At 68.8% G+C, this 26,885-nt stretch carries 30 protein-coding genes and 1 pseudogene; 18 read left to right on the forward strand and 13 right to left on the reverse strand.

Annotated features, from left to right (window positions below; genetic code table 11):
- Window positions 1–3: 3 nt before the first annotated feature.
- The 3 genes and pseudogenes from G481_RS26495 to G481_RS26385 all read left to right on the forward strand — a co-directional run.
- Window positions 4–294, forward strand: coding sequence for a DEAD/DEAH box helicase family protein (locus G481_RS26495; protein ID WP_211235212.1), 291 nt, complete (start codon window positions 4–6; stop codon window positions 292–294).
- A 21-nt stretch (window positions 295–315) separates the two neighbouring features.
- Window positions 316–2,592, forward strand: a complete 2,277-nt coding sequence (locus tag G481_RS23960; RefSeq protein WP_211235213.1) for a DEAD/DEAH box helicase — start codon at window positions 316–318, stop codon at window positions 2,590–2,592.
- 603 nt (window positions 2,593–3,195) lie between these two features.
- A pseudogene (locus tag G481_RS26385) lies at window positions 3,196–3,339 on the forward strand (IS256 family transposase); the annotation flags it as partial.
- 85 nt (window positions 3,340–3,424) lie between these two features.
- Here G481_RS26385 and G481_RS0114825 read toward each other — a convergent pair.
- Genes G481_RS0114825 through G481_RS0114860 form a run of 8 tightly spaced genes read right to left on the reverse strand, consistent with a single transcriptional unit; the run spans window position 3,425 to window position 8,687 of the window.
- A complete protein-coding gene (locus G481_RS0114825) occupies window positions 3,425–4,069 on the reverse strand; it encodes an NnrU family protein (RefSeq protein ID WP_028030737.1) in 645 nt (214 codons plus the stop codon).
- A gap of 3 nt (window positions 4,070–4,072) precedes the next feature.
- Window positions 4,073–5,293: an NnrS family protein gene (locus tag G481_RS0114830; protein ID WP_028030738.1), complete on the reverse strand. Its 1,221-nt coding sequence runs from the start codon at window positions 5,291–5,293 to the stop codon at window positions 4,073–4,075.
- Window positions 5,290–5,994 carry a 5-formyltetrahydrofolate cyclo-ligase gene (locus tag G481_RS0114835; RefSeq protein ID WP_028030739.1) on the reverse strand — a complete coding sequence of 235 codons (705 nt, stop codon included), beginning with the start codon at window positions 5,992–5,994 and terminating at the stop codon, window positions 5,290–5,292. Before G481_RS0114835 ends, G481_RS0114830 begins: the two co-directional genes overlap by 4 nt.
- Window positions 5,981–7,012, reverse strand: coding sequence for an NAD(P)H-dependent flavin oxidoreductase (locus G481_RS23965; protein WP_051294551.1), 1,032 nt, complete (start codon window positions 7,010–7,012; stop codon window positions 5,981–5,983). The genes G481_RS0114835 and G481_RS23965 overlap by 14 nt, the downstream gene beginning before the upstream one ends.
- A complete protein-coding gene (locus tag G481_RS0114845) occupies window positions 7,009–7,401 on the reverse strand; it encodes a DUF488 domain-containing protein (RefSeq protein ID WP_245594976.1) in 393 nt (130 codons plus the stop codon). The genes G481_RS23965 and G481_RS0114845 overlap by 4 nt, the downstream gene beginning before the upstream one ends.
- Complete coding sequence (locus G481_RS0114850; protein WP_028030741.1) at window positions 7,398–7,742, reverse strand: carboxymuconolactone decarboxylase family protein; 345 nt, start codon at window positions 7,740–7,742, stop codon at window positions 7,398–7,400. The genes G481_RS0114845 and G481_RS0114850 overlap by 4 nt, the downstream gene beginning before the upstream one ends.
- Complete coding sequence (locus G481_RS0114855) at window positions 7,735–8,220, reverse strand: hemerythrin domain-containing protein (protein WP_028030742.1); 486 nt, start codon at window positions 8,218–8,220, stop codon at window positions 7,735–7,737. Before G481_RS0114855 ends, G481_RS0114850 begins: the two co-directional genes overlap by 8 nt.
- 11 nt (window positions 8,221–8,231) lie before the next feature.
- Entirely contained in the window at window positions 8,232–8,687 is a 456-nt protein-coding gene (locus G481_RS0114860) for a group III truncated hemoglobin (RefSeq protein WP_245594977.1), read from the reverse strand.
- A 93-nt stretch (window positions 8,688–8,780) separates the two neighbouring features.
- Between G481_RS0114860 and G481_RS23970 the strand changes: the two genes are divergently transcribed.
- The 10 genes from G481_RS23970 (at window position 8,781) to G481_RS0114915 (ending at window position 14,787) form a co-directional block, all read left to right on the forward strand.
- A complete protein-coding gene (locus tag G481_RS23970) occupies window positions 8,781–9,230 on the forward strand; it encodes an RrF2 family transcriptional regulator (protein ID WP_051294552.1) in 450 nt (149 codons plus the stop codon).
- Window positions 9,227–10,867 carry a cytochrome-c oxidase, cbb3-type subunit I gene (gene ccoN / locus G481_RS0114870; protein ID WP_035026240.1) on the forward strand — a complete coding sequence of 547 codons (1,641 nt, stop codon included), beginning with the start codon at window positions 9,227–9,229 and terminating at the stop codon, window positions 10,865–10,867. Before G481_RS23970 ends, ccoN begins: the two co-directional genes overlap by 4 nt.
- A gap of 4 nt (window positions 10,868–10,871) precedes the next feature.
- Window positions 10,872–11,600, forward strand: coding sequence for a cytochrome-c oxidase, cbb3-type subunit II (gene ccoO, locus G481_RS0114875; protein ID WP_028030745.1), 729 nt, complete (start codon window positions 10,872–10,874; stop codon window positions 11,598–11,600).
- On the forward strand, window positions 11,597–11,776 hold the full coding sequence (locus G481_RS0114880; RefSeq protein WP_028030746.1) for a cbb3-type cytochrome oxidase subunit 3: 180 nt from the start codon (window positions 11,597–11,599) through the stop codon (window positions 11,774–11,776). Before ccoO ends, G481_RS0114880 begins: the two co-directional genes overlap by 4 nt.
- Window positions 11,773–12,681, forward strand: a complete 909-nt coding sequence (ccoP, locus tag G481_RS0114885; protein WP_051294553.1) for a cytochrome-c oxidase, cbb3-type subunit III — start codon at window positions 11,773–11,775, stop codon at window positions 12,679–12,681. The genes G481_RS0114880 and ccoP overlap by 4 nt, the downstream gene beginning before the upstream one ends.
- A 170-nt stretch (window positions 12,682–12,851) precedes the next feature.
- Window positions 12,852–13,649, forward strand: coding sequence for a DUF2189 domain-containing protein (locus G481_RS0114895; protein ID WP_028030748.1), 798 nt, complete (start codon window positions 12,852–12,854; stop codon window positions 13,647–13,649).
- Entirely contained in the window at window positions 13,646–13,822 is a 177-nt protein-coding gene (gene ccoS / locus G481_RS0114900; protein WP_028030749.1) for a cbb3-type cytochrome oxidase assembly protein CcoS, read from the forward strand. Before G481_RS0114895 ends, ccoS begins: the two co-directional genes overlap by 4 nt.
- Window positions 13,815–14,048 carry a hexameric tyrosine-coordinated heme protein gene (locus tag G481_RS0114905; RefSeq protein WP_028030750.1) on the forward strand — a complete coding sequence of 78 codons (234 nt, stop codon included), beginning with the start codon at window positions 13,815–13,817 and terminating at the stop codon, window positions 14,046–14,048. The genes ccoS and G481_RS0114905 overlap by 8 nt, the downstream gene beginning before the upstream one ends.
- A gap of 8 nt (window positions 14,049–14,056) precedes the next feature.
- On the forward strand, window positions 14,057–14,341 hold the full coding sequence (locus tag G481_RS0114910) for a DUF6522 family protein (protein WP_245594978.1): 285 nt from the start codon (window positions 14,057–14,059) through the stop codon (window positions 14,339–14,341).
- A gap of 2 nt (window positions 14,342–14,343) precedes the next feature.
- Window positions 14,344–14,787: a CBS domain-containing protein gene (locus G481_RS0114915; protein WP_028030752.1), complete on the forward strand. Its 444-nt coding sequence runs from the start codon at window positions 14,344–14,346 to the stop codon at window positions 14,785–14,787.
- A 98-nt stretch (window positions 14,788–14,885) separates the two neighbouring features.
- Here the strand turns inward: G481_RS0114915 and G481_RS0114920 are convergent, their stop codons facing one another.
- Window positions 14,886–15,134: a DUF2249 domain-containing protein gene (locus tag G481_RS0114920; protein ID WP_028030753.1), complete on the reverse strand. Its 249-nt coding sequence runs from the start codon at window positions 15,132–15,134 to the stop codon at window positions 14,886–14,888.
- A gap of 102 nt (window positions 15,135–15,236) precedes the next feature.
- On the opposite strand from G481_RS0114920, the gene G481_RS23975 reads away from it, so the two are divergent.
- From G481_RS23975 to G481_RS0114940, 4 genes are read left to right on the forward strand one after another with little or no spacing between them, the layout of a single operon-like run.
- A complete protein-coding gene (locus G481_RS23975; protein WP_035026243.1) occupies window positions 15,237–16,748 on the forward strand; it encodes a glutamate synthase subunit beta in 1,512 nt (503 codons plus the stop codon).
- Complete coding sequence (locus G481_RS0114930; protein WP_028030754.1) at window positions 16,739–17,188, forward strand: RrF2 family transcriptional regulator; 450 nt, start codon at window positions 16,739–16,741, stop codon at window positions 17,186–17,188. The genes G481_RS23975 and G481_RS0114930 overlap by 10 nt, the downstream gene beginning before the upstream one ends.
- Window positions 17,185–18,363: a P-loop NTPase gene (locus tag G481_RS26895; protein WP_051294554.1), complete on the forward strand. Its 1,179-nt coding sequence runs from the start codon at window positions 17,185–17,187 to the stop codon at window positions 18,361–18,363. Before G481_RS0114930 ends, G481_RS26895 begins: the two co-directional genes overlap by 4 nt.
- On the forward strand, window positions 18,356–19,606 hold the full coding sequence (locus G481_RS0114940; protein ID WP_028030756.1) for an iron-sulfur cluster biogenesis protein NfuA: 1,251 nt from the start codon (window positions 18,356–18,358) through the stop codon (window positions 19,604–19,606). Before G481_RS26895 ends, G481_RS0114940 begins: the two co-directional genes overlap by 8 nt.
- Before the next feature lie 12 nt (window positions 19,607–19,618).
- Here G481_RS0114940 and G481_RS0114945 read toward each other — a convergent pair whose 3' ends face one another.
- Window positions 19,619–20,368, reverse strand: a complete 750-nt coding sequence (locus tag G481_RS0114945) for a sulfite exporter TauE/SafE family protein (RefSeq protein ID WP_028030757.1) — start codon at window positions 20,366–20,368, stop codon at window positions 19,619–19,621.
- A gap of 83 nt (window positions 20,369–20,451) precedes the next feature.
- Here G481_RS0114945 and G481_RS0114950 point away from each other — a divergent pair, with 83 nt between their 5' ends.
- A complete protein-coding gene (locus G481_RS0114950) occupies window positions 20,452–21,132 on the forward strand; it encodes a FadR/GntR family transcriptional regulator (protein WP_028030758.1) in 681 nt (226 codons plus the stop codon).
- A gap of 146 nt (window positions 21,133–21,278) precedes the next feature.
- Here the strand turns inward: G481_RS0114950 and G481_RS0114955 are convergent, their stop codons facing one another.
- The 3 genes from G481_RS0114955 to G481_RS0114965 all read right to left on the reverse strand — a co-directional run bounded on the left by G481_RS0114955 (window position 21,279) and on the right by G481_RS0114965 (window position 26,829).
- The gene (locus G481_RS0114955; RefSeq protein ID WP_028030759.1) at window positions 21,279–22,355 is read right to left on the reverse strand and encodes a DUF2793 domain-containing protein; all 1,077 of its coding nucleotides are present in this window, start codon (window positions 22,353–22,355) and stop codon (window positions 21,279–21,281) included.
- A 74-nt stretch (window positions 22,356–22,429) separates the two neighbouring features.
- Complete coding sequence (locus G481_RS0114960; RefSeq protein WP_035026246.1) at window positions 22,430–22,810, reverse strand: hypothetical protein; 381 nt, start codon at window positions 22,808–22,810, stop codon at window positions 22,430–22,432.
- 53 nt (window positions 22,811–22,863) lie between these two features.
- Entirely contained in the window at window positions 22,864–26,829 is a 3,966-nt protein-coding gene (locus G481_RS0114965; protein WP_028030761.1) for a baseplate multidomain protein megatron, read from the reverse strand.
- Window positions 26,830–26,885: the final 56 nt, after the last annotated feature.

Here is a 26,885-nt window from a genome sequence, read left to right on the forward strand (position 1 = left end):
GCCATGAAGTTTACCCTCAAGGATTATCAGGAAGAAGCCGTTCGGGAGGTTCTGGTGAACCTCAAGAAGGCCTCGCGTCGCTGGCGCGAGGACGGCGACAAGCATGCCTTCTCGCTGACGGCCACCACGGGCGCGGGCAAGACCGTCATGGCGGCGGCGGTGTTCGAGGCGCTGTTCCACGGCGACGACAACTACGACATCGAGCCTGACCCGGGTGCCGTGGTGATCTGGTTCAGCGACGATCCGTCCCTGAACGAGCAGTCGCGGTTCCGCCTGCTCGAGGCATCGGACTGACTGTCGATCTCGGACCTTGTAGTGGTGCAAAGCACGTTCCAGCGCGAGGTGCTGGAACCGGGAAAGGTCTATTTCCTGAACACCCAGAAGCTGAGCAAGTCGAGCCTCCTGGTGCGCGGACACGATCCCGATGACGAGGGGATCGAGAAGGACGGGCAGATCCGGCTGATGCCTGACAGTCGCTCCTTCACCATCTGGGACACGATCCAGAACACCATCGATGACCCGGCGCTGACGCTTTACCTCGTGCTCGACGAGGCGCATCGCGGGATGCGCGCCGCGACCGGCGCGGGCGAGAAGACCACCATCGTCAAGCGGCTGATCAACGGCTCGGGTCCGGTCCCCGGCATCCCGGTCGTCTGGGGCATCTCGGCGACGGTCGAGCGGTTCAACGCCGCAATGACCGACATGACGGGCCGCGCGACCCTGCCGAACGTGGTGGTGGATTCCGCCAAGGTCCAGGCGTCAGGTCTGCTGAAGGATACGATCATCCTGGACGTGCCGAAGGAGGCGGGGCAGTTCGATACCGTGCTGGTGCGCCGCGGCACCGACAAGCTGAAGGAGATTTCCTCCGCCTGGGAGGCCTATGGCCAGCAGCAGGACGATGCCGGAACAGTGCTGCCCCTTATGGTTCTGCAAGTTCCGAACGCGCCCGATCACAACGACATCGGCCGGGCTCTCGACACCATCTTCACGCAGTGGCCGGACTTGCCCGAGGATGCGGTGGCGCATGTGTTCGGGGAACACTCCACCCAGACCTTCGGCCGCCACACCGTGCCCTACATCTCGCCCGAACGTGTTCAGGAATCGACGTGGGTCCGGATCCTGATCGCGAAGGACGCCATCAGCACGGGTTGGGATTGTCCGCGTGCCGAAGTCATGGTGTCGTTCCGGCCCGCTCGGGACAAGACGCACATCACGCAGCTACTGGGGCGCATGGTGCGCACGCCGCTGGCGCGGCGGATCCCGGGCAATGAACGACTGAACTCGGTCGATTGCCTGCTACCGTTCTTCGACGAAGCCTCGGTCAAGGACGTCGCCAAGGCGCTGATGTCCGGTGGGGACGGCGGCGATGACCTGCCGGGTCGCCGCGTGCTGATCAACCCCGTCGAGCTGAAGCCCAATCCTGCGATCCCGGAGGCGGTTTGGGACAAGCTGCTCTCGCTGCCATCCCAATCCCTGCCGAAGCGGCATGCCCGTCCCGTCAAGCGGCTGACATCGCTGGCGCATGAGCTGGCCGTGGATGGCCTGCTCGAGGACGCTGGTAAGGTTGCCCATGCGGAAATGCACAAGGTGCTTGATGGCGCCAGAGCGCGCTACAAGACGGAAATCGAGACTGCCCGCAAATCGGTCCTGACAGTCGAAGGCAAGAGCCTGAAGGCCGACCTGAAAGGCGGGGGCATGTCGTTCGACGACTTCCTCGAGGAAGCGGACTACGCCGTGATCGAAGACGCATATCGCAGGGCGGGCCGTGCGATCAGTCCGGATCTCGCGACGTCGTACAGCGACTACCTGGCGCGGAGCGAAGGCGATGCGGACGACATGGAGGCCGCTCTCATCGATGCGCACGTCACGATTGGCGCTCTGGGATTGGTTCCCGGCATCCGAGAGACACTTGAGGCTGAGGCCGAGAAACTCGCGAACCAATGGCTCACTCGCTTCCGGGTCGACATCAAGAACCTCTCCGACGAGCGTCAGGACGTGTATCGCCAGATCCGGGAGATGAGCGCGAACCCCATGGATGTGGACCTGGCTCGTCCGACGTCTTGGATGCAGCCGACGACGATCCGGGAAGCGAACGGCTCAGAGACCCCGCTGCCATCGTTCGAGCGGCACATGCTGTGCGATGAGCATGGGATGTTCCCCGAGGACTTCAATTCCTGGGAAGGTGAAGTCGTGAAATCCGAACTCGCGCGGGCGGGGGCCATCGCGTGGTACCGGAACCCGTCGCGCGCCAGCCAGGACTCGCTTGGCATCATTTACGAGGATGGTGGCGAACCAAAGATCGTCCGGCCCGACTTCGTATTTTTCGTTCAGCAGGACGATGGGACCGCCGTCGCCGATATCGTCGATCCGCACGGCATTCAGTTCGGCGACGCGATGCCGAAGCTCAAGGGGCTGGCGCAGTACGCAGAACGCTTCGGCGATCAGTATCGTCGGATCGAGGCCGTTGCGAAGATCGGTGACAAGTTCCGTGTTCTGGACCTGAAGGAAGCCGCGACGCGCGCGTCAGTTTCTACCGCGACAACCATCAAGGCTCTGTATGAAAGCGCGGATGCATTCGATTACTTGCCCTAACCATCACAGAGTTCGACGCCAGTTCCCTGCGGCATGGATACGGCTTTCACAACGGTTACGAATGATCTGTGGCCCAAAACCCTTCATTATCAGGGCCTTGATCGGCTTAACCGGACCGCGCGCGGTTAACAGGTCCGGAGAATATCGGCCCGGAGAGAACGCATGCGCGCCCTTCGGGGCGTAGCCCGGTTAACAGCCCCTCCCGCATAACCCTCGAAAACAACGGAAAAATCCGGCCGCAGCCGGATGGGGAGAACGCTTTCGCGAGGGCAAGTGGCGGAGGGGATGGGTCTGAAATCCAACCTTCTCTACCCCCTAAGATATTGTTTTTATTGACACGCCTGATGGTTTAATCGTCATTTGGTTCAGTCGCGACTGGCAGCGAAATACGCTCGAAGCGTTGCGGTTGACTGCCGCGACGAGACGGAGGCCATGCCACACGCCCAACCCGGGTTTGATGACGGTCATCTGCCGACTTGGACGTTTTTGGCCTTCCCTGAGAGGGTTGCCAAAATGTAAGCGAGGCCCATCACGTTGACAGAGAGTGTCCGGTCTTCTGTGTATGGCTGATTGGGTCCATGCTTCCTGAGAGGAGCAAGGACGATGACGATTTCGAACGAAGTGCTGGACGAGTTGCTGAAGGGCTGCAAGCGGCCTGAGGATCTGCTTGGCGATGCCGGGCTGATGAAGGAGCTGAAGGTCCGGCTGATGGAGGGGATGGGACCGGGGTCGAAGGTTCTCCACCTATAGTTCGGCCGGATTGAAGTCACTCTTGGGGCACGAGACGCCTGACCGGGGGGCAATCCACCGCCTGTGCCGCCCGGTGATCGGATTACACCACCGCCGGGCCGATGACGATGGGGTGCAGCATGGCCAATGCCCACCACGCCGCGCCGGCGGCAAGCCAGCGCCAGGGATTGCCCGCGCCGAGCAGGGTTCGTGCCGGCTGCAGGCGGTGCCAGTCGGGGCCCATCACGCGCTGGCGGCGGCGGTCGATCACGACCATGCCGAGCGCCGCGAAACCGGCAAAGCCGCCTAACATCAGCACATGGGCAAGATCGCCATTGGGCACCATGTGCCCCGCCGCCCAGAGCGCGAGCGCGGCCAGCACCGGGTGCCGCGTCAGCCCGACGATGCCGGGGCGGGCGGGGTCGAAGCGCGCGTTGCGGGCGCCGCCGAACGAAAACGGGTTCGGCGCCCCGAGCCCGAGCGCGGCGATGAGGCAGGCCAGCGCCATCGCGGCTTGCGTGACATGCACCTGCCAGGGCGCCCAGGCCCAGATCTCGACATAAGGCGCCCGCCCTGCCGCGACGATCAGCCAGGCCAGCGCCGCCACCGAGACCAGCGAATAGGCAAGCCCGTATCCCGCCCGCCCAAGCGCGCCGGTGAGCCGCGCCTTGAGCGCCGGCCGCGCCGGGATGGCGTGGGTGAGCAGGAACACCGCCCAGGCGAATGCGTATTCGCCCCAGCCCTCCATCGCCTACGCCTTGCCGCCCGAGGGCCGCTTCGCCGCGGCCTTCGGGCGGGTCAGGATCGGCCAGTAGATCACCGCAAACCCGCCCCAGGCCGCGATCCAGGCGGTGGCCGAGAGGTGCAGCGGCCAGTCCTCGCCGGGCAGCGCCCCGGCCAGCAGCCGCGCGATCACCGAGACCACCAGCAGCACGTACAGCGCCGCGATCGGCGCGGTGGCGTGCAGCGGCCGGCCGCCATGGCCAAGCGCCGCGCGCGTCATCACCGCCAGCGTCATCAGCCCGATGGCGCCGGCCATCCACAGATGCTGCGCCGCGGCCATGCCGAAGGTGCCGGGGGAGAGGATCTCGGCCCCGAGCCCGAGCGCGCCGAGCGGCACGAAGAGATAACCCGCGTGCAGCACCGTCACCAGCGGCTCGGCCAGCGTCAGCGCCCCGCGCCAGCGTGCCAGACGCGCGAGATGCAGCGCGCCGGCGATCAGCAGCGCCGCGCCGGTGAGCGCATGATCGGGCGCCGCCACCCAGAGCAGGAGCGCCGCGCCCAGCACCAGAAGCGCCGCCTTGTCGAGCCGCTGCATCGGCGGCGCCGGCAGCCGCGTCTCGCCCCGCTGCACGAGCCAGTTGCGGGTGAAAGAGGGCACGATGCGCCCGCCGATCAGCCCGATCAGCATTACCGCCGCGCCGAGCGCGAGCCTCAGCCCCAGCCCTTGCGCCGCAGCGCCCCCCTGCGCGGCCTCCCAGTGAAACAGCGCATTGCCAAGGGTGAACACCCCCAGCAGCCCCAGCACGGGCAGGTTGCGCCAGTTGCGCCCGGCGACGATCTCGCGCGCCAGAACGCCGGCCAGCACCACCAGAAAGCCCAGATCCACCGCCGCCACGACCAAGGCGGGCAGATGCGCCGAGACGGCCACCGCCGCCCGACCCGCCAGCCAAAGCAATGCCAGCCCGACCAGCGGCCAGCCGGTGATCGGCAGCCGCCCCGTCCAGTTCGGCACCGCCGTCAGCAGGAACCCCGCCATCACCGCCGAGAGGAAGCCGAAGAGGAACTCATGCGCATGCCAGGCGATCGGGTCAAAGGCCGTGGGCGGGCCGTCCCAGCCGCTCAGCATCGCGATCCACAGCACCATCGCCGCCGCCGCCCAGATCCCGGCCATCAGGAAGAACGGCCGGAAGCCGAAGCTGAAGATCGCCGGACCCTCCCAGGCGCGCATCCGTTCGGCGGTTGTGGTCATCGCGTCTCTCCCTCGATCCCCGCCTCGGTGACGATGGCATCGAGCGGGATGTCATGCGGCTGCGGATAGATACTGGCCAGCCGCGCCGCCGAAAGCCCCACGCCGATGGTGAAGGGCCGCGGGGCGAGCGCCGCCAGCGTGCGGTCGAAATAGCCGCCGCCGTAACCGAGCCGCCAGCCGGTCCCGTCCTCGCCCATGGCCCAGCCGACCAGCGGCGCGAGCGCGATCTCGGGCGTGAGCCGTTCGGCCTCGGGCGGCGGCACGGGGATGTTCCAGTCGCCGCGCACCATCCGCATCTCGGGCGTCCAGCGGCGGAAGACGAGCGGCGCGGCCTTCTCCTCCACCGCCGGCAGCGCAACGATCGCGCCCGCCTCGTGCCATTCGGCCATCAGCGGCCGCAGGTCGAACTCGCCCTTGATCGGCCAGTAGCCCGAGATCACCCGGCCCTCGAGCCCCCCGAACCGCTCCACCAGAAGCCGCATCAGATGCCCCGCCAGCGTCTGCGCGATGCGCTCGCGCTCGGCGACGGAAATCGCCCGGCGCGCCTCCAGCAGCCGCGCGCGCTCGGCCCGGCGCCAGCGCGCCACGTCGCGGGCCTGCTGCGGGTCCACCGCCAGCGGGTCGAAATAGGCCGGCGCGATCTCGGAAGCGAGGCAGGGCGGCGAGGCGTAGCCGCGCGGTGTATCGTCAGGGTCGCTCATCTCGGCCTCCCAGTGCATCGAGCCGGGCAAGCGCCGCCTCGGCTTCGGCCATGATCGCGGCGATCCGCTCGGCCGCGGTGGGCAGGTCGTCGATCAGCGTGGCGCTGTGGCCGGCGAAAGCGGGCATCGCGTCGAGATCGCCGGTGGTCGTGCGCAGGGGCGAATCGGTGCTGTAGCGCAGGATCGGGCGGCCGTCGTCCTCGGCGATGACCTCGGGCGGCAGCGCCTCGGGGTGATGGCCGAAGAGCGTGCCGCCGATGGCATCGGTCAGCGCGTTGCGGATCACCCGCACCGGCGCGCCCGGCGGCCAGTTCAGCGAGAAGAGATCGGTCAGCACCGTGTCCTCGGCGCGGGCCGCCAGCACGCGGCGCTTGTGGTGGTCGTGGGCGAAGGATTCGCGCGTGGCGAGGAACGCCGTGCCGCAATGAATGCCCTGCGCGCCGAGCGCCAGCGCCGCCACCAGCGAAGCACCGCTGGCAAAGCCGCCCGAGGCCACCACCGGCAGCGCCGTCGCCCGCGCCACCTCTTCCACCAGCACCAGCGCGCCGGCCCGCCCGTGGACATGGCCGCCGGCCTCGACGCCTTGCACGATCAGCACGTCGGCCCCGGCCGTCTCGGCCGCCTGCGCCGCTTCGAGGGTGCCCACCTGATGCAGCACGAGGCAGCCCGCGTCCCTGGCCCGCGCCACCGCCTCGGGCACCACGTCCCAGAAGAAGCACATCGCCGGCACCCTGGCCGCGAGGCAGGTGTCGAGCTCGGCCGCGAGCAGCGCCGGATCGGTCGCCGCGGGAATGAGGTTGACGGCAAAGGGCCGGTCGGTGCGCGCCCGCACGGCGTCGATCTCGCGCGCGATCAGCTCGGGCGGCTCGCGCACCATGCCCAGCATCCCGAAGCCGCCCGCCCCGGCCACCGCCGCCGCAAGCTCCGCGCGCGCCACCCCGCCCATGCCGGCCTGCAGGATCGGAACCTCGCACCCGAGCAGCTCGCACAGCGGCGTTCGCAGTTGCCCTCGGCTCATTCCCGTTCCTCCTCTTGCGCCAGCCGCTCGGCGAGCCAGTCGCGCAGCACCACGGCGTTGTTGTGCGCCTCGTCGCGCGCCGCGAAGATCAGCGTCACCGGACCCTTGCGGCAGAGCGTCAGCAACTCCTCCACCGCTTCGGGCCTGGCGGCAAGCTCGTCGCGGTAGCGGCGGACGAACTCCTCCCAGCGGGCGGGATCGTGGCCGAACCAGCGGCGCAATTCGCCGCTCGGGGCAGCGTCCTTCTCCCACAGGTCAAGCGCCAGATCGGCCTTCGAGATGCCGCGCGGCCAGAGCCTGTCCACCAGCACCCGCGCGCCCTCGGTCGCCGCCCCGTCGCGCAGGGCCTGGGCGCGGGCAAGTTGGATGCGCTCTCGCCACGGGCTCACGTCTTGCCGTCCTCCTCGGCGGCCAGCAGATCCAGCGTCTTGAGCGAATGGGCGAAGGCCGCGCCGGCGCGCATCTCGGCGGCGACCCAGATCGCCTCCATGATCTCCTCGCCGCTCGCGCCGGCCTTGCGCGCGGCCTGGACATGCCCCTCGATGCACCAGGGGCATTGCGTGACATGCGCCACCGCCACCGCGATCAGCTGCTTGGTGCGGGCGTCGAGCGCGCCTTCGGCGAAGACCGCCTTCGAGAAGGCGCGGAAGGCCGCCTCGGGCTCGGGCGCGAGGCGGCGGCGCAGATCGGCCAGTTCGCGCGTGGCCCCCGGCAGGTGCATCTCAGCCATGGCGTGCGGCCTCCTCGAAGCGCGGGAACAGCACCTCGTTCTCCAGCCGGATGTGCTCTTGCAACTCGTCGATGAACTCGGCCAGCTCCGCGTAAAGCGCGCTCCAGGTCCGGCAGGCGCCTTGCGGAAGGTTCAGGTTGGCGGTCAGGCGGCGGATCTCGGCGATCTCGCGGTCATGGTCGTCGTGATCGGCGCGCATCACCGCGATCGGGTTCTCGATGCCGGGCATGTCGCCCTTGCGGATGGCGGGAAAGAGGATCAGCTCCTCCTTCTTCATGTGCACTTCCATCGCGCCGATCATCCGGCGCAGCACTTCCGAAAGACCCTCGGGCACGTGTTCGTCCCCGAAATGCACCGTCTCGACCTTTTCGGCCAGCTCGGCCAGCCGCGGCAGCTGCGCGCGGTGGCGGGCGTGATAGCGGGTCTCGATGTGGCGGGTCAGTTCGGCGGGGTCGTCGAGGGGGGCGGCATCGCTCATGGCGGTCTCCTTCATCGCAGGGCGGGAATGGCATCGGGGGCGGCCTGCGCGGTCTCCACCGCCATGTGCAGCGAGCGCGCGATGCGCTCGGCGGCGGCGATGACATGGGCCGCGCCCTGCGCCGGGCAGACCTCGCGCGCGGTCTGGCGGAACAGCGTCAGCCAGCGCTCGAAATGCGCCCACTCCACCGGCAGCGTGGCGTGGGCGGGCACCGGCGCGCCATGATAGCGGCCGGTCATCAGCGCCACCGAGGACCAGAACGCCACCATGCGTTCCAGATGCGGCTCCCAGTCGCCGATGCGCGCGGCGAAGATCGGACCGAGCACCTCATCGGCACGCACCCGGTCGTAAAAGCGATGCACCAGCTCGCGCAGGATCGCCTCGTCAAGCCCCGTCTCGGCCATCAGCCGGGCGGTCATCTCGGGGCGGGCGGAAGTGATCGGGAGCGTTGCGCCGGTGGGATGCATGGCAAGCGGCCTTGTGCGTTTTCTCTTGTGACTCGCAGGCTAGTGTGTTTAATAGGTATTGTAAATACTCATTCAAAGGGAGCGGCCCGCGGCATGCGCCTCACCTCCTTCACCGATTACGGACTTCGGATGCTGATGCGCATGGCCGCCGCGCCGGAGCAGGCCTTTTCCACCGCCGAGCTGGCCGAGGAATTCGGGCTGTCGCGCCACCACCTGGCCAAGATCATGCAGCGGCTGGCGCAAGGCGGCATCGTCGAGACCCGCCGGGGCGGCGGCGGCGGGGCGGTGCTGGCGCGCCCGGCCGATCAGATCCGGCTCGGCGCGCTGGTCCGCCTGCTGGAGGAAGGCCAGCCGCTGGTCGAGTGCTTCGCCTCGGGCGGGGATTGCTCGCTCGACGGCCGCTGCCGGCTCAAGGCGCGGCTGCGCGCGGCCGAGGCGGCCTTCCTCGCCGATCTCGACCGCTCGACGCTGGCCGACATCGCGCTGGCGCGAGAGGCAGCTGTGGCCCCGAACAAGGAACCCGATCTGAGGACGGCACCATGAACGCAACCGCGTCACTGACGAAAGCCGAGCGCCAGGCAGGCATCGGACTGGCCCTCGCCCTGACCGCAATGGGGCTGGTGATGGCCGCGACCTCGCGCCACGGGGTCATGGCCATCCACGGCGCAATGGCGATGGCGCTCGGCCTTGCGCTGGTCTTCAAGCTGGGCGGCGCGCTTTACGATTACCCCGAGCCCGCATCCGACCGGCATAACCGCTATTACGATGCGCCCACGCGTTTCGGCATCGCGATGACGCTGATCTGGTCAGTGATCGGCATGGGTGTGGGGGTCTGGGTGGCCGCACTCATGTACTGGCCCGATGCAACCCCGCCCTGGGGCTGGACGAGCTATGGCCGGCTGCGCCCGGTCCATACTTCCGGGGTGATCTTCGGCTTCGGCGGCAACGCGCTGATCGCCACCTCGTTCTATGTGGTTCAGCGCACCTCACGCGCACGATTGGCCGATGCGCTGAGCCCTTGGGTGGTGCTGATCGGCTACAACCTGTTCTGCCTCTGGGCCGTCAGCGGCTATCTGATGGGGGCGACGCAATCGAAGGAATACGCCGAGGCGACATGGTATGCGGACATCTGGCTGGTGGTGATCTGGCTGACCTATTTTGCGCTCTACATCCGTACGCTCGCGCGGCGGGCCGAGCCGCACATCTATGTCGCCAACTGGTATTACCTGGCCTTCATCCTCGTCGTCGCGATCCTGCACGTCGTCAACAACCTGGCAATTCCGGTGCGGTGGACCACGGCCGAGAGCTTCCCGGTCTGGGCCGGCGTGCAGGATGCCATGATCCAGTGGTGGTATGGTCACAACGCCGTGGCCTTTTTCCTGACGGCCGGATTCCTGGGGATGCTCTACTACTTCCTGCCGGTCAGGGCCGGGCGGCCGATCTGGTCCTATCGCCTCTCGATCCTCAGCTTCTGGGGTATCGTGTTCTTCTACATGTGGGCAGGGTCGCATCACCTGCACTACACCGCGCTGCCCTACTGGGTTCAAACGCTGGGGATGACCTTCTCGGTCATGCTTCTGGTGCCGAGCTGGGCCTCGGCGGGCAACGCCATCGCCACCCTGAACGGCGCCTGGGGCAAGGTCCGCGACGACGCGGTGCTCCGCTTCATGTTCGTGGCGGCGGTATTCTACGGCCTGTCCACCTTCGAGGGGTCGTTCCTCGCCATTCGGCCGGTCAACTCGCTGTCGCATTACACCGACTGGACGGTGGGCCACGTGCATTCCGGCACGCTGGGCTGGGTGGCGATGATCGTCTTCGGCGCGATCTATTCACTGGTTCCGAAGCTCTGGGGGCGCGAGGACATGGCCTGGCCTCGCGCGGTGGAATGGCACTTCTGGCTCGCCGTGGCGGGCACGCTGGTCTATGTCGTGTCGCTCTGGAACGCCGGCATCACGCAGGGGCTGATGTGGCGCACCTATGACGCGAACGGCGCGCTCTCCTACAGCTTCATCGAAACCGTCGAGGCGATGCTGCCCTATTACGCCGCGCGTACGTTGGGGGGCGGACTGTTCCTGATCGGCGCCATCCTGTGCGCCTTGAACTGCCGCGCAACCATGCGGGCGGCTGGCCACCGCGAGGATGCGTTCGACCGGCCGCTCGTGGCCCAGCCGGCGGAGTGATCCAATGCTCAAGCTGCACTACAACCTCGAAAAGATCTCGATGGGGCTTGTCGGCGCCATCATGGTCGTGGCCTCGGTGGGCGGCATCGTCGAGATCGCACCCCTGTTCACGATCGAACAGACGGTCGAGATCCCCGACGACCTGCGCCCCCTGACGCCGCTGGAGCTGGCCGGGCGGCAGATATACATCCGCGAGGGCTGCTACGCCTGCCACAGCCAGATGATCCGCAGCCTCGCCGACGAGATCGACCGCTACGGCCCTTATTCGCTGGCCGGCGAAAGCGCCTGGGATCATCCGATGCTCTGGGGTTCGAAACGGACCGGGCCGGACCTCGCGCGCCTGGGCGGCAAGTATTCCGATGACTGGCATGTCGCGCACCTGATGAACCCGCGCGACGTGGTGCCGGTCTCGATCATGCCTGCCTATCCCTGGCTGACGGCGCCTCTCGACACTTCGCTGCTGCGCGACAGACTGACGACGCTCGCCCGTCTCGGGGTGCCCTACGACGCGGAGATGATCGCCCATGCGGAAGCGGATGCGCGGGCGCAGAGCAATCCGGACGCGGACGGCGCGAGCGACGTGCAGGCGCGATACGGCCAGGCCGTGGCCGTGCGGGCCTTTGACGGCGACCCCGCCCGGCTGACCGAGATGGACGCGCTGGTGGCCTATCTCCAGTCGTTGGGAACCCTTACCAGCGCCGCGTGGCGCACGCCGGAGGAGGCAGCACAATGAGCCACGAAACGCTGGTGCTGATCGCCAAGGCGCTTGGCCCGCTCTGGATGGGCGGCTTCCTGATCATCGTGCTGATCCGCAGCTACAACCCGGCGCGCCGCGCCGAGCAGGAACGCATCGCCCGCTCGATCCTGGAGCCGGGCCCGGCCCCTGAGACAGGAAAGGACCGGCCATGACGACCGATCCCCGCGCGCTTCCCGGCGCCGATCCGCATACCGGCAATCGCGAGATCGATCCGGTCACCGGCTACGAGACTACCGGGCATGACTGGAACGGCATTCGCGAGTTGAACACGCCCTTCCCCAGGATCGCGCTGATCGCGCTGGCGCTGGCGTTTGCCTATGCGGTTGTGGCCTGGATCCTGCTGCCGGCCTGGCCCACGGGGCGCGACTATACCCGCGGCCTTCTCGGCCTTGACCAGGGAGAGGTGGCCGAGGAACGCCTGCAAGCGATCGCTGCGGATCGCGCCGAATGGCTGCGGCGATTCGAAGCGGCGGATTTCGAGGCGATCGCCAGCGACCCCGCGCTGATGGAATTGGCGATGCCTGCGGCTCAGCGTCTCTTTGGCGACAATTGCGCGGCCTGCCATGGACGCAATGGCGAAGGCGGGCCGGGCTTTCCGGTTCTGGCCGATGCCACCTGGCTGTGGAGCGGCGCGCCCGAGGAGATCGCCACCACCATCCGGCACGGGATCAACGCCGACGATCCCGACACCCGCATCGCCGAGATGCCGTCCTTCGACTGGATGGACCGAGCCGATCGGCTTTCGCTCGCCGACTTCGTGGCGAGCCTGCCCGAGGGCAAGGCCGACTGGAACAGCCCCGCCGCGGCGCTGTTTGCGGAGAACTGCGCCGCCTGCCACGGCGAGAGGGGCGAGGGTGGCCTCGCCGTCGGTGCGCCCTCGCTGACCGACCGGGCGACGATCTACGGGCAGGACGCGCAGACGGTCTTCAAGACCCTGACTCATGGGCGCCGCGGCGTGATGCCCGCCTGGGCCGGGCGGCTGAGCGATGCCGAGATCAACCTCCTCGCGCTCTACGTCTCTCGCCTGTCGGATGCGACAAGGGAGGAGCCGCAATGAAGCCGGCGACACAGAAAAGGCTCGCCCTGGGGGCCGCAATCCTGGGACTGGCGGTCGTGCTTGGCGCCAACGTGCATCTCGTCATCGCTGCATTTCGGTCGCAACCGCCCTGCGTGGCCAACGCAGGCGCACCCATGCCGGCACGCCCGGCCTGCTGAAAGGAGAAGCCGATGCTGGAACCGCTTCCTGCCGTCAAACCGCCCCTCCGCGGCCTTTCTCCGTTGGCCAGGGGGCTGCCGGCACGGGTCGCATTCGACTGGCTCGCGGCGGGCTGGCGCGACCTGCGCACCCATCCGGGCCCGAGCCTGGCCTACGGGGTCATCCTGATGCTGGTATCCTGGGCGGTCCTGCTGGGGCTCCATGCGGCGGGGCTCCTCTACCTGGCGCTGCCCGCGGTTTCGGGTTTTCTCATTCTCGGGCCGTTTCTGGCCATCGGTCTTTACGAAAAGAGCCGACGGCTTGAGGCCGGCGAGCCGGTGAGCCTTGCCGCGATGCTGCTGGTCCGCCCAGCCTCGGGGGCGCAGCTCGCCTTCGCCGGGCTTCTGCTGGCGATCCTGTTCCTGTTCTGGCTGCGCGCGGCGGATCTTCTCTACGCGCTCTTCTTCGGCCTCTCGCCCTTCCCCGGGTTTCGCGAAGCCTTGCTCAACGTCGCCACCACGCCGCGCGGCTGGGCGCTCATCGTGACCGGCGCCTTCGTGGGCGGGCTATTCGCGGCCTTCGCCTTCGCCGTCAGCCTGTTCTCGATCCCGATGCTGATGGCCGAACGGCGCGATGCACTGACGGCATTGGGCCTGAGCTTTGCGCTGACAGTCCGCAATCTTCCGCCCTGCCTTGCCTGGGGGGCAATCGTCGCCGCCGGGCTGGCGCTGTCGGCCGCAACGGGGCTGATCGCGCTGGCGGTGGTCTTTCCCGTGCTGGGCCACGGCACGTGGCACGCCTGGCGCAGCATCGCGCGGGGGCTGCCATGAGTGCGCTTCTCGTGCTCATTCCCGTGTCGATCGGCATGGGGCTGGTCGGCCTCGGCGCCTTTTTCTGGGCGATGCGGCACGACCAGTTCGACGACCCCGAGGGCAACGCCCGCCGAGTGCTTGCACCCGAGAACCCTGTCCCAGCACCCAACGAAGGAGAAACCCATGTCTGAATGGCTTCCGACCCTGCAAACCGCGACCCCTCAGGAAGGCTACGAACTTGCCGTCATGCTGGCCCGTGTTGCGGTGAAGCTGACCCAGCCCGACGCAGCCATGCGCGACAAGCTGCGCCCCGAATATGCCGAGGACGCCGAGGCGCTGATCTCCGTGAGCCAGGTGGTGGCCACCCATTTCGCCACTGTCGCCGCCGCCAACGACTACTGGCGGGGGGCGCGATGAGAGCAACAATGCGCGATGATCGGGGCTTCACCGTGAACGCCGACATACTGGCCGAGGCCTTTGGGCTGAGCGAACCCGAGGTGAAAGCCGCAATGCGCGGCGGCTTGCTGACGAGCCGTTGCGAGGTCGGCGTGGAAGATGATGCCGGAAAATGGCGCCTGACATTCCATTTTCAGGACCGTGCCTTGCGGTTGATTCTGGACGAGACGGGAGAAATCCTCAAGCGCGTGTCCTTCCCCGTCAGAACGAAAGCGACGCCAGACCGCCGCACCCCCGCGGCAGATGGTGCGTAGCGATGATCCCCGAAGCGCTTCTGAACGCGGGCAGGCGCCATCTGGTCACGATCGACGGCAAAGCCAGATTGACCGAGGCGGCCAGACTGTTCGCCGACCCCGCCACGCGGCTTCTGGTCGTCTGTGACCAGGATAACCGAATGATCGGCGTACTCAGCCGCACCGATATCGTAAGCCGGATCGGTCGATGCAAGGGCGGAAGCTGTGCCGAACCCGTCGAGGCGGCCATGACACGGGATGTCGTCAGTTGCTCGACAGCAGACAAGCCGACCGACATTCTCGAGCGGATGAAGGCGACTGGACACAAAAACCTGCCCCTCATCGAGAGCGACGGTCGCCCGATCGGGATCGTCGCAGCCCCTGACGTTCTCGAATTCCTTCTCGAAGATCGGGAGCGCGAGGAATCGCTGCTCTTCGATTACGTCATGGGTATCGGCTATCGGTGATGCAAGGTTGCGAGTCAGCGAGGCGGCGCGAAATCTCGCGCCGCCTTCACAGCGGCAGGGTCGGTGGACGATCGCGCGATCAAGCAGCCACGCGGATGTCAGGGCGTCTCGACGGCACGGCGCGTGATTGCCACCTGCCAGGCATCCGGGCCGTCCTGCAGAAACACGATGTCGAAATCGCCGGGCCATGTCTGCTCGATTCGCTTCAGGAGCGGGATCGGCGCGTGATCATTGATCAGAACGAAGCGCGCGCCGGGCGCCAGCGCCTCGATCGCGGCGAAGACTGTCGCGTGGCGCTCGGGAGGGATCATCGGCCGCAGGTCGACGATGGCGGGGGGGTTTTCCATGGCGTTTCTCCTGTCTGGAACACGCCGAGGCATCGCGCCTAAAAGAAATATTGTCAATATGTTTTTTATCGGATATGCACTTTCTGACAACAGGAGGCGCCGATGCCCGACCGAATGCAGAAATACGTCTCGCTCCCGCGCGCCATGCCCGCCAAGCGCGCCCCCGAAGAGCGTGTGCAGGATCACCGCGAGATCCAGGCGGATTTCGAGCCCCATGAGGCGGCCGCTCAGGCCTCGCGCTGCGAGCAGTGCGGCACGCCCTATTGCCAAGTTTACTGCCCGCTCCACAACAACATCCCCGACTGGCTGAAGATGACGGCCGAGGGTCGGATGGAAGAGGCCTACGAGCTCGCCCAGGCGACCAACAACTTCCCGGAAATATGTGGCCGAATCTGCCCCCAGGACAGGCTGTGCGAGGCGAAATGGGCCTGCACGCTGGAGCAGGCCGGCCACGGAACGGTGACGATCGGCGCCATCGAACGCCACATCGCCGAGACCGCCTGGGCAAAGGGCTGGGTCAGGCCGCGCCTGCCCGTGCGGCTGACCGGGCGCAGCGTCGGGATCGTCGGGGCGGGGCCTGCCGGGATGGCCGCCGCAGAGGAATTGCGCGCCGCCGGGCACGAAGTGCACCTTTACGACCGCCACGCGCGCATGGGCGGTCTGATGTCCTACGGCATCCCCGAATTCAAGATGGAACAGAGCGTGGTTGCCCGCCGCGCCCGCCTTCTGAGCGATGCCGGGATTGTCTTTCATGGCGGGCAGGAACTGGGCCGCAATCTCTCCTTCGCCGATCTTCGCGTCCGCCACGACGCGATCGTGCTGGCCTACGGCGCCTGGGTCGCCCGTCGGCTCGATCTGCCGGGCGAGGACCTCTCCGGTGTGATCCCGGCCCTGGACTATCTCGTCTCGTCGAGCCGCGCACTGATCGGCGAGACGCCGGCGCCCGAGATCGACGCCGCTGGCAAGTGGGTGGTGGTCATAGGCGGCGGCGACACGGCCATGGACTGCATGCGCACCGCCGTGCGTCAGGGCGCCGCCGGGGTGACCTGCCTTTATCGCCGCGACCGCGCCAACATGCCCGGATCGGCCCGCGAAGTCGGCCATGCCGAGGAGGAAGGCGCCGAATTCGCCTGGCAGAGCCAGCCCGAGGCGCTTTCGGATGTGCCGGTGGAGGTCATCCCGGCACGGGCCGAGTCCCTTGACCGGCGCGGCGCCGTGCAGACCGTGCGCGCCTGCCGGACACGGCTCGGCACGCCCGACGCCAGCGGGCGCAAGCGGCCCGAACCGGTGCCGGGGTCGGGGTTCGAGGTGGCTGCCGATCTTGTCGTCAACGCGCTTGGTTTCACCGTCGAGGACGCGGGCCGGCTTACCGATGGCGCGGTGTCGATGTCGCCGCAGAACCGCGTCGCGGCCGACCGAAAGACGAAGATGACCGCCGCCGATGGCGTTTTCGTGGCCGGCGACGCCCGGCTCGGCCCGTCGCTTGTGGTCTGGGCGATCCGCGAAGGGCGCGAGGTGGCGGCGGCGGTGGATCGCTACCTTGCCGCCCTGCCGAAGGCCGCGGCGCCCGGCCGCCGCGAACGGCCGCTGACAGGAGCCGCGCCATGCGCCTGACGATGATGTCGGACTACGCGCTGCGGGTGCTGCTTTATGCGGCGGCGCATCCCGACCGGCTGGTGACGATCGACGAGACGCAGGAATTCTACGGCATGTCGCGCGGTCATCTGATGAAGATCGTGGGCGTGCTGGCCGGCGCCGGCATCCTGCGCTCGCGCCGCGGGCGGGCCGGCGGGTTCACCCTCGGGCGCGCGCCGGAAGAGATCGCGCTCGGCGAGGTGATCCGCCTGACCGAACCCGATTTCGAGATGGTCGAGTGTTTCGGCCCGGCCAGCGCCTGCGCCATCACGGGCATTTGCCGCCTTCCCGGCATCGTCAACGAGGCGCTCGACGCCTTCATGGCGGTGATGGACAGCCACAGCCTCGCCGACATGCTTCCCGGCGCGCCGGATTTCGCGGCGATTGCTCCCGCAACCCGGAAAAGGCCCATGCCATGACCGCACCGCCCCGCACCCCCGAAAGCCCCGCCGCCCCGCGCATGATCGCGATCAGCAGCGGCAAGGGCGGGGTCGGCAAGTCCACCGTCACCGCCAATGTCGCGGTCGCCCTGGCGCGGACGGGCCTCGCGGTCGGCGTCGTCGATGCCGACATCTACGGCCCCTCGATCCCGCGGATGCTGGGCGCGGCGACGACGCGGCCCGCGGTCTCGCCGGGCGGCAAGGTGACCCCGGCCGAGGCGCAGGGGGTCAAGGTCATTTCCATGGCCATGCTCAGCGACGACGACAGCCCCGCCATCCTGCGCGGGCCGATGGTGTCGAAATACCTGCAGATGTTCGTCCGGCAGGTGGACTGGGGGCCGCTCGACATCCTGCTTCTGGACCTGCCGCCGGGCACCGGCGACATCCAGCTGACGCTGGCCCAGACCTTTCCGCTCTCGGGCGCGGTGGTGGTGACGACGCCGCAGGACGTGAGCCTGAAGATCGCGCGGCGCGGCCTGCGGATGCTCGAACAGGTTCGGGTGCCCGTGCTCGGAGTGATCGAGAACATGTCGGGCTTCACCTGCCCCAGTTGCGGCACGGTGACGCATATCTTCCACAAGGGCGGCGGCGAGGCGGTCGCGCGCGAGCTGGGCGTGCCCTTCCTGGGCAAGGTGCCGCTCGATCCCGGCGTGGTCGATTGCGGCGACGAGGGGCGGCCCGTCGCCGCCGCCTTCCCCGACAGCCCGGCGGCGGTCGCCTATGCAGGCATCGCCGCGGCGCTGGCCGGCACGGAGGGCGCGCAGGGCGGCATCGCCACCCCCTTCGCCTGGACGCTGGGCGATGAGGCGACGCGCCCAGCCCCCGCCGCCCCCGCCGCCTCTGCCCCCCCCGACCGGCTTGTGGCGCTCGATCACGAGGCCGGGGCACTGATCCTGCGCTGGGGCGACGGCAGCCAGCAGCGCCTCCCCGACCGCGACCTGCGTCTGGCCTGCCAGTGCGCGCAATGCCGCGACGAGGTTTCGGGCAAGCGGCTGCTCGATCCCGCCGCGGTGCCGCTCGACCTGGCGCTGACGCGGGTCTGGAGCGTGGGCAACTACGCGCTCGGGCTTGCCTTCAGCGACGGCCATTCGAGCGGCATCTACACCCATGCCGCGCTGCGCGCGCTGACGGGGGCGGAGGTGGAAGATGTCTGACGCGCCGCCCCGGCGCCGCATCCGCGCCCAGGCCTCGGCGGCCGATCCCGCGGTGACGGGCTTCACCCTCGACGCCGAAATCCAGCCCGGCCGCGCCGCCCGCTGGGAGGGGCCGGAAGAGGCGCCGCTGGCGCGGGCGCTGTTCGCGCTCGACGGCGTGAAGCGGGTCGAGGTGCGCGGGGCCACGGTCTGGGTGCGCAAGGCACCGGACGCCGACTGGGCCGCGCTCAAGCCCGCCATCGCCGCCGCGATCCGCCGCGTGCTCGACGAGACCGACGCCCCGCTCGGCGCGGCCGAGGCGGCGGCGGACGATCCCGACGCGGCGCTCCTGCGCGCCGTCGAGGAGCTGCTCGCGCGGCAGGTCAACCCGGCGGTGGCGAGCCATGGCGGGCGCATCGATGTCGAGCGGGTCGAGAACGGCGCGGTGTTCCTGCGCATGTCCGGCGGCTGCCAGGGCTGCGCGGCCTCCGCCGCCACGCTGCGCGAGGGGGTGGAGCGGATGCTGCGCGCGGCGCTGCCCGAGATCCGCCGCATCGTCGATGTGACCGACCATGCCGCGGGCGAGGCGCCCTTCTATGCCGGGGGCAAGGGCGCTTCGCCGCTTCTCCACCGCCCGCTGCCGGAAGGCGTGATCGGGCGCGAGGGCGGCCGGTTCACCGTCGATCCCGACTGGCTGGCGCCGCGTCTGGGGCTGACGGCCGAGGCGCTGCGCGCGGGGCTGCAAAGCGGGGCCGTGGTCGGCGTGACCGAGACCGGCGAGGGAGAGGACGCCGGCCGCACCCGCCTCGTGATCCGCAGCGCCAGCCGCGCCTGGGCCGCCGAGATCGACGAGACCGGCGCCGCTCGGGAGATCCCGCCGCCCCGCCCCGCCGCCGCCGCGACCGGCCGCGAGACGGCGCTGGCCGGCCGGCTGCGCGCCCATCTTCGGGGCCTCGCCCCCGGGGCGGCGCTGCCCAGCTACGGCGCGCTTGCCCGCGCGCTCGGCCTGTGGTGGCCGGGCTCGGTGCGCCGGGTGACGGCCGCGCTCGAGACGACGATGCGTGAGGATGCCGCCGCCGGCCGCCCCTTCATCGCCGCTCGCGCCATCTGCCGCGCCGGGGGCGGGTTGCCGGGCAAGGGCTTCTTCGATCTCGCCCGCGCGCTTGGCCGCGGCCCGGCGCCGGGCGAGAGCGAGGCGGACTTCCACGCCCGCGAGCTGGAGCGGCTCGAGGCGGCGCTCGGCCCCGAACCCACCGAGGGCTGAGCCCGGCTGCCTTCAGCGCAGAAAGAAGGTCAGCGTCATGCCCGCCCCGATCAGCGTGATGGCACCGCGCAAGAACCCGGTGCGGCGCACCCTCCGGCTGAGGCGCGCGCCGGCATAGCCGCCAAGCGTGGCGGCGATGGCCATCACCAGCGCCTGTTCCCAGACGATCAGCCCCGCCCAGACGAAGGCGGCCACCGAAACCAGGGAAAGCACCGCCGAAAGCAGGTTCTTCAGCCCGTTCATCCCGTGCAGATCGACATGCCCCAGCAGACCGAAGGCGGCCAGCAGCAGGATCCCCAGCCCGCCGTTGAAATAGCCGCCATAGATCGACACCGCCAAGAGCGCCGCCGCCGACACCGCCGACCCCGGCGCCACGGCCCCGCGCCGGCGCATCCACGCCACCAGGAACGGCCCCGCGGCGAAGAGGATCGTCGCCAACAGCATCAGCCAGGGCACGATCCACAGGAAGGTGGCGCCAGGCGTGACGACCAGCAGCAGCGCGCCGATGACGCTGCCGAGCGCCCCGATGGCAACCATCGCCCGCAGTGCGAGCGCGCCCTCGGCCCGCATGTCGTGCCGAAAGCCCCAGGCGCTGCCCAGATAGCCCGGCAGCGCCGTCAGCGTCGCCGTGGCGTTGGCCGCCACGGGCGGCACGCCGACATGTATCAGCGCCGGCAAGGTCAGGAATGTACCCCCGCCCGCGACCGCGTTGAGCACCCCGGCGGCGGCGCCCGCAAGGGCGAGAAGAAGCCAGTCATCCATGCTTTCGTGCTCCTGTCCGAGTTTGGCAAGGCTCTTGCCCGAAGCTCGATTGGTCTGCAAATTGGTTCGCAAAGAGAGGTGCAATGCCCCGAACCCGCCCCCACGACATCCGCTCCGCGCTCGACGCGCTGCTCGAGGCGTTGGAGCCCGGAGGGCGGCTGCCGGCCGAGCGCGATCTCGCCCGCCGGCTGGGCTGCTCGCGCCAGACCCTGCGCGCCTGCCTCGCCGCGCTCGAGCGCGAGGGCGCAGTGTGGCGCCATGTCGGTCAGGGCACCTTCCGCGGCCCGCGTCCACGCCATCTGCCATTGCGTGACACGCTGCTGATCGAGGGCGCGACACCCATCGACGTGATGGATGCGCGGATGCTGATCGAGCCGATGGTGGCGGCCGAGGCCGCGCGACGCGCCGACGCGGCGGATGTCAGCCTGTTGCGCATGCGGGTTCTTGCCGGCCGCCGCGCCCCTGATCGTGCCGCCTGCGAACAGGCCGACGATGCCTTCCACCGCGCGCTGGGGCAGATCTCGGGCAACCCGATCCTGGCCGGTTTTCTGGGCTATCTTTCCGGTATCCGCCGCCGCTCTGCCTGGCAGCGCGAGTGGGAACGGACGTATTGCCGCGTCGGCGCCCGCGCCTTCCAGACCCTACACAGCGACCAGCATGACGGCATCGTCGACGCCATCGCCGACCACCAGCCGGACCTTGCCGCGGCGCGGATGACGGACCACCTGCGGACCGTCAGTGAGGATCTGACCATGGCGGACTGATGCGCAAGTGGCCCGCCCGGCCTAGCTCCTTGCTCCCGAGACGAGAAAATGGACACGCGCATGTGCGAAGGAGCGTTTGCGCGTTTAGCGGCGCGCGCATTCGCGAGGTCAGGGGAGCAGCCAAGGCGCCCGCCCGCGGAGCTCCCTCAGCCCATCTTCGCACCCCAGAAGGACGTGTGATCGGCCGCGAAATACCCGTCCGCGACCCGGAAATACCCCTGAAGCTCAACGGTATCGCCTGCGGTGAGGGGCACCATGGTCTGCAGCCAGATCGCGGTGGCGAGCGAGACATGGGTCGCTGAGATTTCGCCGAGGGAGCCGCGGATTTCCGTCGTGCCGTTCAGCACCAGCCGCCCACGCATACGGGCCGTGGCGCTTGCGTTGATCTTGTAGAGCAGCGTCGCGCCGAAGAGGTAAGTACCGTCGACCGGGGCCACGAAATGGTTGTTCGCGGCGTCGAAGGCCCCCTGATCGTTGGTGTCGGTGTTGTTGAGGCCGATCTTGGTCCAGGTGCCGACGCCGACATAGTTGTCGTAGTTCGTGTACGCCTTGAAGCGCGGCTGCCGGGGCTGATCGACGATGCCGGTAGTGTTGTCCACGCTGAGCCCGTCGAAGAAGGTGCTGCCGTCGGCGGAGACCGCGAGGCGGAAGCGGTCGGAGCCGAAGAGCCCCACCAGCGCCTTGGTGACAAAGCCGGTCTGCAGCGTCAGGCCGAGGTCGTCGCCTGCCGCCTCCTTGTTCATGGTGTAGAACAGATCGCCGGTCCCACCCTCGGCGACGGTCTTCGCCGTCCAGAGCGCGGCGTTCAGCTTGGCCGAGAACGGGTTCGATGCATCTGCCGTGGTGCCCAGCCCGAGCAGCGCGAGGTTCTGCAGCGCGGCTGGCGTGGTCCCGACCCAGCCTGAACCGTCGTAGACCAGCAGCAGGCCCTCGTCCTCGACCCACGCCCGCCAGCCGTTGCGCGGCGGCAGTCGGAGCCAGGCGCCATCGGTCCAGAGCGCGACGTTCAGGTCCCAGCCTGCCCAGTCGCCCGTTGAGCCGGAGGCGACGATGTATCGGTCGCCGTCGGCGGGGCTTCCGGGTGGCGCGGTCAGGTCCCGGTCGAGGACGGAGAGCTGCACGAGCCCGTCGAGGATCCTCAGCGCCTCGTTGTGGGTGATATGCTTCTGGGCCTGCGCCGCCAGGATGTAGGGCAGCAGCAGATGGGTCGTGGCATCGGACATGGACGGTCTCCAGAACGAAGAACGCCGCCTGCATGGCAGGCGGCGAACAGTGGCGCAGCAGTGGTGCTGACGAGCTACCCGTGCTCGGGCGTCTTCCCCGGAATCGCGGACAGAACTGGGTCGGGTTTCGCCGCGTCCCACTTCGCGGCCATCGAGGCCCAGCGATCAATTTCGGCACGGAAGGCCGGGTCATCGATCCGCAGATGGAAGGTGTAGAGCCGATCGACAATCTCGCGCATGAGCGCGCGCATCTCGTCGTCATCGATCCGAGAGACCTCGGACCAGGGAATGCGGTTGCCTTCTGCATCTTGGACGATGACGTCGCTGCCGTCACCGGTGCGCGAGATGGGCGTCCGGCCCGCATGCAGGGCCTCCAACTGCGTGTTTCGCACGCAGGCCACGGCCATCACTCTGGCAAGCTGGGCTGCTATTCGGTCTTCGTCTTCAGGGCGCATGACCCAAGCTTACGCCGCAGGATGCGTGCTCTTCCAGAACTCATTGCGCTACCTCAGAAGTTCAGCGTTACAGCCTTGGGCGCACCCCGCCCGACAAGGGCGGAGAGCTGATGGATGCGGATGTCTAGCGTGTCGCCGGGGGCGAGTAGCTCGCCCCAGTCTGCGGTCTGCTGTGCGGCGGTGTAGACCGCGCTAGTGGTGGCGGTACTCAGCACCCGCTTCACAGTGGCGCCGTCGAGGATCTCCACCTCGTAGGCTTCCAGTTCCTCGGCCAGCGGCACTTCCAGCCCGCCCCAGGTGTCGGCGGAAAGCGCTCGGGACCGGCGCGTCCAGCGGATGGTCAGATCGCCGGGCGTGCGCGACCGCCGCCATGGCTGCTCGACATGCGCGACCGAGAACGGCCGCAGCCCCACGCCCTCAGGCGTGAAGGTCTGCCCCACATAGGTCTCGTCGCTGACCGGGCGGCTCGCCGGGCCGATGCGCCAGTTCCACGGGATGCCGAGATCGGCCTCGGCGATCGGCAGCGGTGCGAGGCTGTCGTCGAGCACCACGACCCGCGCGCCCGCAGGCGCCGGATTGCCCATTGCACCCTCGGTCCCGCGCTGACCCCGCAGCAAGCGGGTCAGCCGATACCGGCCGGGTGCCAGCAGCTCGGCCGCGCCCGCCTGCACGATCTCCCACACCCCCGACGCGGTCTCGATGGCCAGCGCGTTGGCGCCGCCGAAGAGCGTCAGGTCGGTGACGCTTTCCAGCGTGCCGGTCAGCAGATCGACCACCAGCGCGTTGCCGAGGTCGAAGCGCGAGGTGGGGCCCGCGTAGAAGTCCGAGACCAGCGTGCCGAGCCGGGCCCGCGTGCCGAAGCTGGTGAGCATCTCGAAGCCATCGGTCGCGGGACTGCGGAACACCGCCATCTCACCCGGCCACGGTGCAGCGTGCGCCGCCACAAACGGTCGATGCGCGGGCTGGTCCTCGGTCAGCTGCGGCAGATCCATCAGCACTGCTTCCGGCGCGCCGAACACCACGGCCCGCGTCAGCGATGCCGCGCGGGGATCGCCAGGTGGCAGATCGTAGGTCGCCCGGTCCTGACGGACCGCCTCGATGCCGCGCGCCTCGGCGTCGGCGATGGAGACGAGCCGCAGGTCGACCAACCGCCCGTCATGCTCCAGCCGGATCGCATCGGCCGGATCGAGCGCGAGGCGCGAGGGCGGCAGACGGAATGCCGCCGTCTCCCGGGCCACCCACGCCTCCATCAACGCGCGGCGGCAGCGTCGCTCGGCTTCCTCGGGCGGCACCGCCATCGGGAAGGACTCGGAGGCGATCCGCGTCGTGTCGACGGTGATGCGCCGGGCCTCGACGAGGGCCGCGTCGTAGTCCTCGTCCGCCCGGGCGACCTGCCATTTCAGGGCCTGCGGCAGCTCCGTTTCCTGGCCGCGCGTCAGTTCCAGCGGGTCGCCCTCGCGGGCGGCCACGAGATCGTCGGGCCCGAGCGTGGCGACCGACGCCCTGCCGCGCATGACGAACCGGATCGCGCCCTCGGTCTCCACCGCGTCGAACCCGAAATGCCGCGACAGCGTGGTGATCGAGGCGCGCGGGCTTTCCAGCGCCGTGATGGCATAGCCCTCGACCGCACCCCAGAGGCCGGTGACATCGACGCGGGACTCGGGCAGTCCCGCACGCAGACAGAGGTGCCGCACGAGCGCCGCCAGCGACACCGACCCGAGGCGGCCGGTCAGCCAATGGCCGAGCCGCCAGTTGGGGCCATCGGTCCAGACGTCCGTCAGTTCAGGGAAGAACGGATACGGCCGCGCGTCCCAGGTCCATGCCGCGCATTCTGGCACGTCGACCATCCGGCCGCCGTAGACCGAGGACAGTGGGTTGTTCGCGGCCTCACCCCAGAAGAGATAGGTCGCCTCGAGATAGGCGCGCTGGATGGCATCGTCGCGCCAGCCCCGCGAGAAATGCGGCGTGAAGCTCTCGGACGATTTCGGATCGAAGAAGACGTTCGGCTGGTTGGTGCCCCGGTCGATGGCGGGACAGCCAAGCTCGGTGAACCAGACGGGCTTAGACTGCGGCGCCCATGCCGTCGGCGTTCCGCTCTCAACCCCGCCCGGGCGGTTGTAGTGCGCGTTCGACCACCAGGCGCGAAGATCCTTGTAGCGGAAGACCCACGGCTTGGCCGCAGCACCGTCGGTGATCGGAGTCCTGTCTTGCGCGCTTCGGTCGGAGGCGCTGGCATAGAACCAGTCGAAGCCTTCGCCGCCCGCGATGTTCCCCTGCAGGTAGGCCCGGTCGTAGATCGCGGGCCAGCCCTCTACCGCGTCCGCATGTTCGAAGCCGTCGCGCCAGTCCGACAGCGGCATGTAGTTGTCGATCCCGATGAAATCGATCTCCGGATCGGCCCAGAGCGGATCGAGGTGGAAGAACACGTCGCCGCTGCCATCGCCCGGCTGGTGTCCGAAATACTCCGACCAATCGGCAGCATAGCCGATCCTGGTGCCGGACCCGAGGATCGAGCGCGCATCGGCGAGCAGATCCCGATAGGCCTGCACCGCCGGATAGGTGGTTGCGCCCGAGCGGATGGTCGTCAGCCCCGGCATTTCGGTGCCGATCAGAAAGGCGTCGACCCCTCCTGCGGCCGCGCAAAGATGTGCGTAGTGCAACACCATTCGGCGTAGGCCCCAGTCACTCGGTGATCCGGTCCACGAAACCGCCTGACCCGAGACGCTGAAGCTGGCGGGCGTGGCCGCGCCGAACAGCGCGGTGACCTGGCTTGCGGCCGTGGCGGTCTTGTCCACGGTCCCTGCGAAGCCCGCAGCCGGAGAACAGGTGATCCGCCCCCGCCACGGGAATACGGGCTGGCCTGCGTCCGCGGCGTTGTCGGAATACGGGTTCGGCAGCGTGTTGCCGGGCGGCACATCCATCAGGATGAACGGATAGAAGGTGACGCGTAGCCCGCGCGCCTTCATCTCCTGAACCGCTTGCACGACGGCGAAGTCGGACGGCGTGCCGCCATAGACGGGCCGATCCTGATCGTCGCGGCTGACGAGGAAGGCGCTGGCGCGGCTGACGCCATTGACCGACCAGCTGGCGGGCGTGGTCGACTTGGCCGACACCTCGACGCCCGGCCGCACCTTGCAGGCGCCCGCGCGCAGATCGTCGCCGAACCACGCCACGACGAGACTGACGCTCTCGACCGCCGGGGCCATGGCCTGAAGCCGGTCCAGTGACTCCACCATGTCCGTTGCATCCGGCAGCGCGTTCAGGTTCTCGGGCACCGTCGTGCCGCCATCGGTCTTGCGGATGGCCTGCGTCGCGTAGGTGAACTCGCCCGAGGCCGGGATCATGGTGACGGCGCGGGTCAGCCCCTCGGCGGTGTCGGGATCGGCGAGCGGCCGGAACACCTCGAAGGACAGCTGCGGCAGACGGTTGCCATAGGTCGAGAGCGCCAGTTCCTCGAAGACCACATAGGCCGTGCCGCGATAGGCTGGCGTGCTGGCCGCCCCCATTTTCGCGGCGATGAACGGATCGGCGATCTGCGCCTCGTCGCCGGGATACCAGCGCCAGGTGACGCCGGAGAGGTCCATCGGCTTGCCGTCGGCCCAGATGCGGCCGATGCCGGTGATCGGGCCCTCGCACAAGGCGACGGCGAAGCTGGCGTAGTACAGATACTCGGTCGTCTTGACCTTGCCGCCTCCGCCGCCCTTGCCGCCACCCTGCGTGGTGGTCTTGGTCTCCTCGCGGAAGTCGGTCGCCCAGATCACGTTCCCGCCCATCCGCATCCGCCCGTAGACGCGCGGGACGACGGCGCCCTCGGTCGAGGACGTGATCCGAAGGCTGTCGAGCCGCGGGCCCTCGATGCGCTGCGTCGGCGCGAGCGAGGACACGATCCAGCTGTCAACGACCGACCCAATGGTCGAGCCGACGAAGCCGCCGATGGTCGCGGCGCTGACGCCAAGGATCGCGCCACCGATCGAACCGCCGATGGCGGCGCCGGCCGCGCCAAGGACAAGCGTTGCCATGGTGTGGTCTCAGCGTTGCGGGAACAGGAAGGCGAAGGCGATGCGCCGCCGCCAGG

The sequence above is a fragment of the Gemmobacter nectariphilus DSM 15620 genome (assembly GCF_000429765.1).
Classification (GTDB): Bacteria; Pseudomonadota; Alphaproteobacteria; order Rhodobacterales; family Rhodobacteraceae; genus Wagnerdoeblera; species Wagnerdoeblera nectariphila.